Raw genomic sequence first — 12,449 nt, 5'->3', positions numbered from 1 at the left:
CATGGCAGTCCAGCGCCGGCTGAGCGAATTTCCCTTGTTAACTGGTCGATCCGCCATGACTGAAAACCCTGCCATTGCCGTCGTTATCCCCAGTTACCGGGTTACACGGCACATCCTCGAGGTGCTGGCGGCCATCGGGCCTGAAGTGGCGCGTATTTATGTTGTCGACGATAAATGCCCGGACGGCTCCGGCCAGTTTGTCCGCGAGCGCTGCCGCGATCCGCGCGTGGTGGTAGTGGAACACCCTGAAAACCAGGGCGTCGGCGGCGCCGTCATGAGCGGCTATCGGGCCGCGCTGGCCGATGGCGCCGTTGTGATCGTCAAGGTCGACGGCGATGGCCAGATGAATCCGGCCTTGATCCCGAATTTCGTCGGCCCGATTTTGGCCGGCGAAGCCGACTACACCAAGGGCAACCGTTTCTTCGACCTCGAAGCCGTGCGCAACATGCCGTCGTTGCGCCTGTTCGGCAACGCCGTGTTGTCGCTGCTGACCAAGCTGTCGTCCGGCTATTGGAACGTGTTCGACCCCACCAACGGCTACACCGCGATTCACCGCGACGTTGCGCGCCATTTGCCGTTCCACAAAATCAGCCAGCGCTATTTCTTCGAGACCGACATGCTGTTCCGCCTCAATACGATGCATGCGGTGGTAGTCGACGTGCCGATGGATGCCGTGTACGGCGAGGAAGTGAGCAACCTGAAAATCTCGAAGATCGTTACCGAATTTATCGTCAAGCACGCGGTCAATTTCTGCAAGCGCGTGTTTTATAACTACTACTTGCGCGATATGTCGCTCGCCTCGCTGGAACTACCGCTGGGCATGGCGCTGGTGTTGATCGGCGGCGGATATGGGATCATGCACTGGGTCATGTCGGCGCGCATCGGGTTGGCAACCCCGGCCGGCACCGTGATGCTGGCGGCGCTGCCGATCCTGATGGGAACACAGCTGATTCTGGCGTTCCTGGCCTATGACATCGCGTCATTGCCGCGCCGGCCGATCCACAAGAAGACGTGGTACGCTTCCCGCAATGTCTAGGTTTTTCGTGTGGGACGCCAGGCTTTTGGTGTATCTCGGCGGCGGTGTCGTGTCGGCGCTGGTTGATATCGGCATCATGCAGTGGCTGATCGGCGTCAGCGTGGCGCCGTTGCTCGCCACCAGCGTCGGCTTCCTGGTGGGCCTGTGCGTGAACTACCTGTTCCATTCCAGGCTGACGTTCCGGACCGCCGCGCGCAGCAACGGCAGTTTTCTGCGCTACCTGTCCGTGGTGGCGCTCAATTATCTGATTACGCTCGGCTTGGTGGCTGCCTCGGTCGCCTTGTTCCATCAGGCGCTGCCGGGTAAACTGCTGTCCCTGCCGCTGATCGCCATCAACGGCTACCTGCTGGGAAAGCATTGGGTCTTCAAGTGACACCTACTTCAAGCAATCACCGTTTCGTAATCACCTGCATGGTCGGTTTATTGCTGGCGCTGCTGTACATGGTGCAACGCGACATGGGGCTGTATCCGACCATTTTCGGCGACGAGTGGACCTACAGCAGCTTTTCCAGGCTGGTGGCGTACAAGGACACCCTGATCCCGAACTACCTGTATTTCAGCCTGTATGGCCTCACCAGCCAGTGCGGCGACAGCTTCCTCAACTGCGCGCGCATCGTCAATGCGATGTTGTTTGTCGGCGCCGCCCCGTTCATCTACACGATCGCGCGCCGGGTCACGACGCGCAATGTCGCCGCGGCAGTCGCACTGCTGTCGATCGCCGGCCCGGCGAACAGCTACACGGCCTATTTCATGCCGGAGGCGATGTACTTCCTCGCCTTCTGGATATTTTCAGCCGCGGTATTCGCCTTTCTGGAGAATGCGTCGCGGCGCTGGCTGGCCGCCAGTGCGGTCCTGCTCGGCCTGATGGCCATGATCAAGGTCCATGCGCTATTCCTGGCGCCCGGCTTTTGCTGCTTCTTGTTATATGCAGCCTGGTCCAAACGCTCCCAGCCTGGCGCGGCGCGCTGGTTCCTGCGTGGCCTCGGTTGGATCGCCCTGGCGCTGGCGCTGGCGCTGGTCGCGCGCATGGCCGGCGGCTACCTGTTCGCCGGCGGCCACGGCCTCGACCTGTTGGGCAAGATGTACAGCTCCCAGGCCGGCGCCAATGCTACCCTCGGCGCGCGTATCCCGCTGGCGCTGGACAACCTGCGCGGCCATGTGATGGCGCTGGCGCTGCTGGCAGGGATGCCGCTGGCGGCATTAGCCCTGGTTGGGGTCAACGCCCCGGTGCGCGGCCAGCCCGACAAGACCGTCGCCGCGTTGGCGGCCTATACCGTGCTGATGCTCGGCGCGCTGGTGGCCGTGACAGTGATGTTCACGGCCTCGGTGGCCGGCGCCGGCGACGAGAGCAATACACGCCTGCACATGCGCTATTACAATTTTGTCCTGCCGCTGTTGCTGATGTTCGCCGGCGCGCAAATCACGCGCACGCCGCCAGCATCCTCGCGCACCGGCAAGCTGCTGGTGTCGGTGCCGGTGGCCGCGCTGATCGTCTACGCCAACCTGGTGCTGCTGCCTGCGTTCCAGCCGAACTATATCGACAGTCCCGAGCTGTACGGCCTGAGCGCCGACAGTATCCTGTTCAACCTGCTCACCGTCATCGCGCTGCTGGCGCTGGCAGCATGGGTGTTCGAGGCACGGCGCGGCGCCCAGCTGTTCGTATTTGTATTCACGCCTTTGCTGGCCGTGGTGGGCGCTTACCAGGTAAATCTGGTGCTGGACGGCTTCAAGACGCCCGACCCCTACGTCAAGGCCGGGATCTTCGTGCGCCACTACCTGAGGCCGGATGAAATCAAGCGGCTGGTCCTGGTTGGCAATAGCGCGGGAATGCTGTTCAAGACCCGGTTCTTCATCGACGACACCAGCGTGCGCTTGCTGATCGTGCCGCACGGCCAGCCGATCGCCAGCCAGGCCCTGCCGGCCGGCCCGCACTGGCTGCTGTTGATGGGCGACTACCCGGTGCCGCCGAACATGGTCAGCCATGTCAAGCGGCGCAACTTTTCCCTGCTGCAAAGTCCTCCGGATCCGCGCGCCGCGCACTCCATCAATTTCGCTGTCCCCGAGGCCGATCCGGACCGCGTGAAGCTGACCGGGTTGTCCGGCTTCGAGCAATGGGGGCGCTGGTCGGACGGGAAAACCGTGCAGATCGAATTTGCCAAGCCACTGCCGCGCGACATGACCTTGCTGCTCAACGCCGCCGCCTACGGCCCCAATGTGCAGCAAGACTTTGTGGTGCGCATCGGGCCGGACGAACAGCGCGTCAGGCTGCCGTCGGAACATCGCACAGTCCGCCTCAGCTTTCATAGCGACGGCGCCGCCAGGCAGATCACGATCGACGTTCCCCATCCGGTCTCGCCCAGCCAGCTCGGCCAGGGGCCGGACAAGCGCACACTCGGCATCGCCTTGTATTCGATCGCGGTCGAGGACGGCGCCGCCGCGATCGAGACCGACCGCGCCCCGGTAAGGAAGTGAGATGAAATGCATCGTCTGTAACTGTGCCACCAGTGCCGGCCTGTCGCCATGGCACATGATTTGTCCCTCGTGCCATTACGAGTCGGCCGACCTCAAGCCGATGGTCAACCAGCAGCAGGCCCACGAGCAATTGAATGAACACGACCGCGAAATCGCTCTCAAGCATTTGCGGGCGGAAAATTTTAAGGCGATCGTCGAACACATCAGCGAGCTTGCCTCACCATGCGCGAAATCGCTACTGGACGTCGGCAGTGCCCACGGCTGGTTTCTGGAGCAGGCGGCCACACGGTTTCAGGTCACAGGTGTCGAGCCCGACGTGGCGGTCGGCGGCAAGGCGGCGGCGCGCGGCTTGCCGGTGCGAAGCGGCTACTTTCCCGATGCTCTCGCGCCTGGCGAAACCTTCGATGTGATCGTTTTTAACGATGTCATTGAGCATATTCCCGACATCGGCAGTGCGCTTGGCGCGTGCAACGCGCACCTCAATGCGGACGGTTTGCTGGTTCTGAACCTGCCCAGCAGCCGCGGATTTTTTTATAGCCTGTCAAAGCTGTTCGCACGCATTCACTGGAACGGCCCATTCGAGCGCATGTGGCAAAAAGGCTTGCCCTCACCGCATGTGCATTACTTTAACGACAGCAACCTGACAACCCTGGTCACCAGTCATGGTTTCAGCATAGCGCGTTCCTTTTCACTGGCGGCCTTGAGCACGAATGGCTTGCTCGAGCGCCTGCGCCTGGTTGGCAAAGTTAATCCGGTCGCGCTGTATGTGCAGTATGCGGCAGTGATATGTGCCATTCCGTTGGTGAAGCTGTTTCCAAGCGATATAGTCGTTTGCGTATTCCGCAAGCAACCGTAGCTGACGGCTCAAGCGGCAATTCTGACGGCCGCATCATGAAATTCCATGAAGCCGCCTGTCCCTGTCCTGCTCAGGCCGGACAACCAGCCGCGTGGAGCGTCGCACCGGGGTGGCCAAGCCCCTGGCCCAGCACCGCCAGCAGCACGCCGGCGTTCTGCGCCCACGTCATGCGGCCCATGCCGGTCGATTGGGGGTGGGCGCCCTGCAAGGCCAGCCAATCCCTGACCGCGCGCGCCAGCGCGCCCGCCTCGTCGGCGCGGAAGTAGAAGGCGGCCTCGCCCGCGACTTCGCGAAACACCGGGATGTCGCGCGCGATGATCGGCAGGCCGTAGTGCGCCGCTTCGATCAGCGGCAGGCCGAAGCCTTCGCCTTCGCTGCTCGCCAGCAGGCAGGCGCTGGCCTGGTAGACCTGCTCCAGCTGCGCGTCGTCGATGCCTTTCAGCCAGAACAGGCGCTTGCCAAGTTCAGGATGGCGGGCGATGCGCTCGACCGTCTGCGGGATGGTGCGGCGCTCGCCCGCCGGCAGTGGCTTCCAGCCCTCGTTGCCGACGATGACCAGGTTCGCCTTGGCGCCTTCGCCCCACAGGATGTCGAACGCGTCGATGGTTTGCAGGTGGCCCTTGCGCGGCTCGATCGTGCCCACCATCAGGAAGCTCGGCTCCGCCTTCAGCCTGGCCAACAGCCGGGCATCCTGCGATGCCGCTGGAATGTCCGCCATCGCGGACACCGCGGCCGTGGTGACGATATCGGCGCCATGGTGCACTACCGCAATTGCCGGCAACTTCGCGCCGCGCGCCGCCAGCCATGTCCGCGTTTCCTGCGCCACCGCCGCCGAAATGCAGACCAGCCGGTCGGCGTGCTGGGCGATGCAGGCCAGCCACTCGGCATGCCCGCGTTCGGCGCCAGGCGGGAAGAACTGCGGCTGCAGCACCGGCAACAAATCGTGGATCAGGAAGTTGAGCGTCACCCCACGCGCACGCCACTGTTCATAGATGCCGGCGTGCGCCGCTTCGATGGTGGCGGCCGGGGCGAAATCGGGAGCGTAATAGACGTCGCCCTGGTTGATGTCGAGCGCACAATCGCTGTGCGAGACCGGATCGATGCCGAGCAGCTCGCAGGCGTACTGCTGGGCGTAGCGGTAGTGGCTGCGCCCGCCCTCGTTCGACAGGTAGACCGGTTCGACCCGGTAGCCGCTGGCCGGATGACGCAGCAGTTCGAGCAGCTGCATGCGCACCACCCGCTCGATGCCGGTGCGCAGGTCGTTGCGCACGATGTTGGTGACGTCCACCAGCAGCTGGCGCGGCTGCGGATAACGCTGCGGCGCAAACGACAGGCAGTGCGCCATCTGCTGCAGCGACTGTTCGTCGCCCGGCAGGCGCTCGGCCACCGAGCGCACCAGCGCCGGCATCGCGCGCGGCGCATCGTTCCACACCTGGTCGAGCACTGCGCGATAGAGTTCGGCACTGTGTTCGGGGCGGTTGGTACGTTCGATTGCCTGCGCCGCGCGCTTGCCGAGCGCTTCGCGCAGGGCCACATCGCGCCGCAGCGTCACCAGCGCTTCGACCAGTTCCGGCAGGGCGAACTCGTCGCGCAGCTTCCACACCCCCTCGTCCGCCAGCGCCGCCATCGAGCCGTTGGCGTTGACGATGGTGGCCAGGCCGTAGTTCATGCAGTCGAGCACCGCGCCCGAGGTTTCGCCGCGCGTCACGCTGCGCAGCTGCACGCCGCCGTCCGCTGCCTGCAGGTACTGCTGGTAGACCGTGTCATTGGTCCAGCCGGCGATGCGGATGCGCTTGCCGGCGCCGGCCGCGGCGATAGCGTCGAGCATCTGCTGGCCATAGGCGCCGCCGTGGTTGGCGCCGACAAATACCAGCTCGCACTGCGGGTCAAGCGCCAGCTTCGACGCGATCCAGGCCTCCAGCAGGCGGTGGCTCAGTTTGCTCGAATCGACGAAGCCGAAGCTGCACACCACATACGCATCGGCGGCAATGCCGAGGGCCTGGCGCGCCTGCTCGCGGGCCCTGGCCGGCAGCACCGGCGCAATGCGCGGCAGCGGCACCACGTGCCAGTTGCGGTCGGCGCCAGGGCCGTACCACTGGTGCGCCAATGTCCGCGCATGGGCCGAATGGACGATCACCGCGCTGGCGCCCTGCAACACCGCGAGATTGCATGGGAAAGCGATCTTGGCCTGCTCGGCGTTTGCGGGCCGCTGCGCCGCCTGCACCGCAGCGTAGCCGTGCGAGTGGAACAGCGCATCGGTCCAGACGCGCGGCATGGCGCCGGTCATCTGCTCGTAGGACAGCAAGCTGCTCAGGTAGAAATCGTGCATCACCACCACGCCGGGATGCTGCTCGAGCAGGGCCAGCATGTGGCTGTGGAAGGGGCTGTTGCCGAACTGGTAGATCAACTGGTCGTAGCGCCCGACGTTGGCGCTGAACCAGGCCAGGTCGCGGCGCGGCAGGGCGTCCAGTTCAGGCGGCAGAATCACTTTCGGCTGGTCGGTCACCAGCTCGATGTCGAAAAGCTCGGACAGCGTCGGCAGGCACTGATTGGTGTAATCGGCGATGCCGGTGCGTTCCGGCGGCAGCGGCGAAATGAAGGCCAGGCGGCGCTTGCGGCGCACCGGTACCGGCGCCGGCGCAAGGACCTGGCGCGCGTGGTGGGCCTCGAGCGCCCGCAGCGCCCGTGTCGCCGTCACGTCCCATGAGAATTTGGCGGCCTGGGTGCGGCCGTGTTCGCGCAGGCGCTGCCGCAGCGCCGCATCGCCCAGCACCTGCGCGATGCGCGCGCAGATCGCCGCCGGGTCGGCCGCGTCAAACATCGCCTCGGGGTGGCCGATCACTTCCGGCAGGCTGGTGTTGTCGCCGCCGATGACCGGCGCGCCGCACGCCATTGCCTCCAGCGCCGGCAGGCCGAAGCCTTCATGTTTCGACGGGAAGACGAACAGGCCGCAGGCGCGGTACAGCGCGATGAGGGTGTCGTCGTCGACGTAATCGGTCAGCAGCAATTCGCCCGCGACCAGCCCGAGGCGGCTTCCCAAGTGTAGCAGGCGGTCGCGTTCGTCGATGTCGAGTTTGCTGGCGATGAGCAGCTGATGGGCCTGGCGTAGTGCCGGCGTCAGCATGCTGTACGCTTTCACCAGGCCGTCGATATTCTTGCGCGCGTCGAAGCCGCCCGGCGCGTACATCACGAAATCGCGCACGATGCCAAAGCGCGCGCGCAGCGCCGCCAGCTCCGCTTGCGGCTGGACCGCCGGATGGAAGCGCTCATCGACCGCGGTGGAGATGGCCACCACGCGTTGCGGATCGAGGCCGAGGGCGTTGATCGCTTCCTTGCGCGAATAGTCGGAAATGGCCAGCAGCAGGCCGGCCTGGCGCAGCGAATCGATCTTGCGGTCGTAATACGCGCGTTGGGTGTCGGTGCCGAGGTACGCGTCCGGATTGAGGAAGGGGATCAGGTCGTACAGCACCACCGCGGTATCAATGCCGTCGCGCCAACGCCCGACCGAGCACACGGCATCGTCGACGAAGCCTTCGAATAGGCTGGTGACCAGCACCGCGTCCGGCTGCAGCTGGTCGATGAAGTACTCGCGGATGGTTTCGTCGGCGCGGGTGCGCCAGTGACCGGTCGGATCCATTTCGGCGGCCGGGGTGGCGATGTCGAACACGCAGATGCGCTCTTGCGGCACCAGCGGAGCAAAAGCGGCGCGCAGTGCGCCGATCGCCGCCGGCAGGGCGTTGTTGAGGACGATCCAGACTTCATGCGTGTCGGCGTCGGCGTTGCGGGCCACGCCCAGCGCCAGCGCCAGCGAATAGCGGCCGATGCCGCGAAAGCGGCTGGCCGACTGGGCTCCCTGCAGGTCAATCACGATACGCATCAGTTTGCTTCCTTCTCGAGCGTCTGTTGTGCCTGTTTCAAGCCGGCGTACAGCCGCTGCGCGCGCGGCGACAGGTCGGCCAGCTGCTGGTTGGCCGGCGGCGGCGCGCCCGGCGCCACCGGCGCCTGAACCATCATCTCGCGCAGGCGCGCGCGCAGCGACGGCATGCGCGACAACACGGCGCGCGCGGCGCGCTTGGCGTCGGGATTGCGCAGCACCGCGCGGCCGAGGGCGCGCGCGGCGTTCTTGACGCGCGCCTTGAGCGATGCGCCGACAGTGCCGCTGCGCACCGCTTCGTGGAGCGCCGCGCGCAGGCGCTGGGCCTTGAGCGAAGCGTCGCGCAGCGGCGCGGTGATGCGCCACGAGCGGCTTGCCAACACCGCGTTGAACTCGCGCTGGAGCTCGTCGGCGCGCGCCATGCGCGCGTCGAGCCGGGCCGCAGCGTCGGAAATATCCTGGTGGTTCTGCATCACGTGGACCGACAGGCCGACCACGCTTACACGCACCGCCGCCAGCTGGTCGAGCGCCTGCAGCGCGTGCGAGCCGGCGGTGTCGAGCGCGCCGCGCTGGCGCGCCGCCTGGTCGTCGTAGCGGTGCGACAGCTGGCCGAGCGATAGACCGTAGGTCTTGCCGAAGACGGCGTCGAACCCTTTCATAAGCCCGGGCGGCGCGGCCTTTTGCGCCACCACCGCGTAGTCCGGGCTGACGCCCTCCAACACATGGCGCACGCCGATCGGCACGTTGCCGTGCAACTCGGGCGGCTCCTGCAGGCGCACCACCAGCTGGCGCGCGTAGCCGGCATGTTCGGCGGCGAAGGACAGCAATTCCGGCGGTAGCGGGCGCAGATGCGACGGGTCGCGGTAGAAACTGTTGGCGCCGACCCCGATGTTTTCCGGGTTAGGCGTCTCCAAGATCAACAGGCCACCCGGCTGCAGTACCCGCAGTGCCTCGGCAATCAATGCACGGACGTCGTCGAAGGCGATGTGCTCGACGACGTGGAAGGCCGACACCATCGCCAAACTGGCGTCGGCCATCGCGCGCAGCGTTTGCAGGCCGTCGGCGGTCCGCACCGCCAGGCCACGCTCGCGGCAGGCCGCCAGCATACCGTCGTCGATGTCGACCCCGAATGCCTCGAAACCGGCGGCGCCGGCCACTTCCAGCCATTCGCCGCGCCCGCAGCCGATGTCGAGCGCGCGCGCCGGAGCGTACAGCGCCGCCAGCGGTTCGAGGAACGGCAGGTAGGCACGCAGGCGCCCGGCGATGATCTCGCGCGAACCGCGGTAGCGGTCTTCGAATGCCTTGTAAAACAGGTCGCTCATCGGATGATCTCTACGGTCGGCTCCAGCCAGCTGCAGCCGACGAATTGTTTGCGGTTCATGTTCGTGACGATGAACAGGAAGGCCAGGTCGCGCCACTCGTAATTGTCGGCCAGGTGGGTTTCGCTGCTGGTGAGCGCGGTGGTTACCGAATAGCTGCCGGCGCCCAGGTTGAGCGGAAAGCTGAAGCGAAATTGCGCTTCGTCGCCGGCCTTCAGGTTCACCAGCGGGTTGTCCATGTGATGGGTGTTGGTGCCGTACATCTGCTGGCCGAGGCGATCCTTGATCATGTAGCCGAGCACCAGGCGCGCCACCGGCCGGTTCACCTTCACCTCGACGCACAAGGTGACAAAGGCGCCGACGTTGGCCACTTCGATCGCCTCGCCCTTGGCGTTCTCCAGCGTGATGCGGGTGACGCTCGCTTCGCCCGTGCCTGACGTGGTGGCGACGCGTCCCTCGTCGGTGACGACCTGCTCGACCTTGCCGCTGTCGCGTTCGCCCAGCAGGGCGTTATAGAAATCCATCACCTGTTCCGGGCTGCCTTCGCGCGCCACGCGGCCGCCGTCGAGCAGGATGGCGCGGTCGCAGATCGACTGGATGGCGGCGCGGTCGTGGCTGACGATGAGCAAGGTGGTACCGAGCTTGCGAAATTCGCGGATGCGCTCGAAACTCTTGTGCTGGAAGAAGGCGTCGCCGACCGACAGCGCCTCGTCGACGATCAGCACGTCGGGCCGGCGCACCGTCGCCACGCTGAACGCCAGGCGCATCTGCATGCCCGACGAATAGACCCGCACCGGCTGGTCGATGTAGTCGCCGATGTCGGCGAACGCTTCGATCTGCGGCATCAGGTGCGTGATTTCCTCGACCGCCAGGCCGATCAGCTGGCCGGCCATGTAGGCGTTCTGGCGACCGGTGAAATCGGGGTGGAAGCCCATGCCCAGTTCAAGCAGGGCCGAGACGCGCCCGGAAATGGCCACGCTGCCGGCGGTCGGGGCGGTAGTGCCGGTGATCAGTTTGAGCAGGGTGCTCTTGCCGGCGCCGTTGATGCCGATAATGCCGACCGCGTCGCCCGCCGCCAAAGCAAAGCTGATGTCGCTGATGACCCACTTGAGCTTGTGGCGCGGCCCACCCAGCGGCAGCATCCACTCGGCCAGGCGCGACCAGCGGTTAGGGTATTGTTTGTAGGCTTTGCCAAGGCCTTTGATCACGATGCTTCCCATTACAGTTCATCCACCATTTCGCCGGAGCGCTTGCGGAACAGGCGCATGCCGAGTACGCAAAACAACAGGCCGAGCACGCATACCGGCGCCAGGCTGCTCCACAGCGGCGCGCGGGCGTCGAGGATGATGCCCTGGTGGGCCGTCACCACCGCCGCCATCGGGTTCCACACCAGAGAATTGCGGATGGCCGGTGGCAGCACGTCGGTGACGTATACGATCGGCGTGAACCAGAACCAGAACTGCAGCAGGATGCCGAAGAACTGGCCGACGTCGCGGAAGAACACGTTGAGCACGCCCAGCACCATGCCAAGGCCGATGGCGAACACGATCTGCGCCAGCAGCACCGGCACGACGGCGGCGAAGACCCAGCCGGGGAACTGGCCCGTCACCAGCAGGAAGGCGATGAACAGGCCGAAGATGATGCCGAAATTGATCAACGCGTTGAGCACCACGATGATCGGCAGGCAAATGCGCGGGAAGTTCAGCTTCTTGATCAGGTTGGCGTTTTCGAGGAACACGTTCTGGCCGCGGCTGGTGATTTCGGCGAACAGCCCCCAGGTCAACAGGCCCGCGCACAGGTGGATGCTGTAGGCGAAGCCGGCGCTGTGGCCAGCCATCCGGCTGCCCATCACGTTGGCGAAGATGACGGTGTAGACCACGATCATGGCCAGCGGGTTGAGAATGGTCCAGGCGGCGCCGAGCAGCGAATTGCGGTACTTCGACTGGAATTCGCGCTGCACGCTGCCCATGATGAAGCCGCGATACTTCCAGACACCGGCCAGCACGGCGGGCGTCCTCATGCTGCGGCTTCCTGGCGGGTGGGATTCGTCATGGTCGATACGGGTGCGGCTCGGCAAATGGGCACGGATTATACCACGGGCATGTTGGCGTAATTGACAACAATCAAGCCTGCGCCAGCTTTTTGAGCGCGTCCGGGTTGACGATGATGAGCCGGTGCGTGCCCTTTTGAATGATGCCCTGTTGGGCCAGCAACAGCAAGGTGCGGGTGACGGTTTCGCGGCTGGTGTTGATCATGTTGGCGATGTCCTGGTGGGTCGGCAGGTTCTCCACCACGTCGACGTCGCCGGCCGATTTTTGTTTCAGCAGGTCGATAAAAGAGTAAATCCGCTTGGACGTGTTGTTAATGCTGAGCAGGGCACGGAACTGCGAATCGCGCTGCACTTTTTCGGCCAGGAAGCGCAGCATCTGGTTGGCCACCGATGGCGAGTGGGAAAACAGGTGCAGCGCGGTGGCGCGCGGCAGCAGCGCCACCAGCACCGGCGTCAGCGCCACCACGGAAGCGGAGCGGATCGAGCCGTTGATGACGGCGATTTCGCCGAAAAAGTCGCCCGGCGCCAGCATGCGCAGGCCGATCGCGCGGCCGTCCTCGGTAACGTCGAGCACCTGCAGCTGGCCCGACAGCAAAAACAGCAGGCTATCGCCAACGCCGCCTTTTTGCAGCACCACCTCGCGCCGGGCGTACTCGCGCACCCGTATGTCGGCGCGCACCCGCAGCATTTCCTCCTCGGTCAGGTTGGCCAGCAGGGGAATCTTGCGCAGGTGAATCTGGATGTTGGTCTGGGTGCCGGCTGCAGCGGTGCCCGGACTGTGTTCACTGTCCAGGCCATCGTCCGGTGCAGTCGTGCCGGCTTTGTTTTTCGGTTCAGTCATT

Annotated in this window: 9 protein-coding genes; 4 read left to right on the top strand and 5 right to left on the bottom strand. The window is 65.1% G+C overall.

Annotation, left to right across the window (positions count from 1 at the left end; genetic code table 11):
• Positions 1-55 precede the first annotated feature (55 nt).
• Genes CR103_RS07335 through CR103_RS07320 form a run of 4 tightly spaced genes read left to right on the top strand, consistent with a single transcriptional unit; the run spans position 56 to position 4,364 of the window.
• On the top strand, positions 56-1,036 hold the full coding sequence (locus CR103_RS07335) for a glycosyltransferase family 2 protein (protein ID WP_218968452.1): 981 nt from the start codon (positions 56-58) through the stop codon (positions 1,034-1,036).
• On the top strand, positions 1,029-1,409 hold the full coding sequence (locus tag CR103_RS07330; RefSeq protein WP_099915340.1) for a GtrA family protein: 381 nt from the start codon (positions 1,029-1,031) through the stop codon (positions 1,407-1,409). Before CR103_RS07335 ends, CR103_RS07330 begins: the two co-directional genes overlap by 8 nt.
• Positions 1,410-1,447: 38 nt before the next feature.
• Positions 1,448-3,508, top strand: a complete 2,061-nt coding sequence (locus CR103_RS07325) for an ArnT family glycosyltransferase (RefSeq protein ID WP_099915339.1) — start codon at positions 1,448-1,450, stop codon at positions 3,506-3,508.
• Between the two features lies 1 nt (position 3,509).
• Complete coding sequence (locus CR103_RS07320) at positions 3,510-4,364, top strand: class I SAM-dependent methyltransferase (RefSeq protein WP_099915338.1); 855 nt, start codon at positions 3,510-3,512, stop codon at positions 4,362-4,364.
• A gap of 70 nt (positions 4,365-4,434) precedes the next feature.
• Here the strand turns inward: CR103_RS07320 and CR103_RS07315 are convergent, their stop codons facing one another.
• The 5 genes from CR103_RS07315 to CR103_RS07295 form a co-directional block, all read right to left on the bottom strand.
• Complete coding sequence (locus CR103_RS07315; protein WP_099915337.1) at positions 4,435-8,241, bottom strand: glycosyltransferase; 3,807 nt, start codon at positions 8,239-8,241, stop codon at positions 4,435-4,437.
• Complete coding sequence (locus CR103_RS07310; RefSeq protein WP_099915336.1) at positions 8,241-9,560, bottom strand: class I SAM-dependent methyltransferase; 1,320 nt, start codon at positions 9,558-9,560, stop codon at positions 8,241-8,243. The genes CR103_RS07315 and CR103_RS07310 overlap by 1 nt, the downstream gene beginning before the upstream one ends.
• Positions 9,557-10,777, bottom strand: a complete 1,221-nt coding sequence (locus tag CR103_RS07305) for an ABC transporter ATP-binding protein (protein WP_099915335.1) — start codon at positions 10,775-10,777, stop codon at positions 9,557-9,559. The genes CR103_RS07310 and CR103_RS07305 overlap by 4 nt, the downstream gene beginning before the upstream one ends.
• On the bottom strand, positions 10,777-11,577 hold the full coding sequence (locus CR103_RS07300; RefSeq protein WP_099915334.1) for an ABC transporter permease: 801 nt from the start codon (positions 11,575-11,577) through the stop codon (positions 10,777-10,779). Before CR103_RS07300 ends, CR103_RS07305 begins: the two co-directional genes overlap by 1 nt.
• A gap of 103 nt (positions 11,578-11,680) precedes the next feature.
• Positions 11,681-12,448: a Crp/Fnr family transcriptional regulator gene (locus CR103_RS07295; protein WP_099915333.1), complete on the bottom strand. Its 768-nt coding sequence runs from the start codon at positions 12,446-12,448 to the stop codon at positions 11,681-11,683.
• Position 12,449: the final 1 nt, after the last annotated feature.

The sequence above is a fragment of the Massilia psychrophila genome, from assembly GCF_002760665.1.
Taxonomy (GTDB): Bacteria; Pseudomonadota; Gammaproteobacteria; order Burkholderiales; family Burkholderiaceae_D; genus JAFCUW01.
The sequence above is the reverse complement of the archived record's forward strand: the minus strand, read 5'-3'. Positions and strand labels throughout refer to the sequence as shown.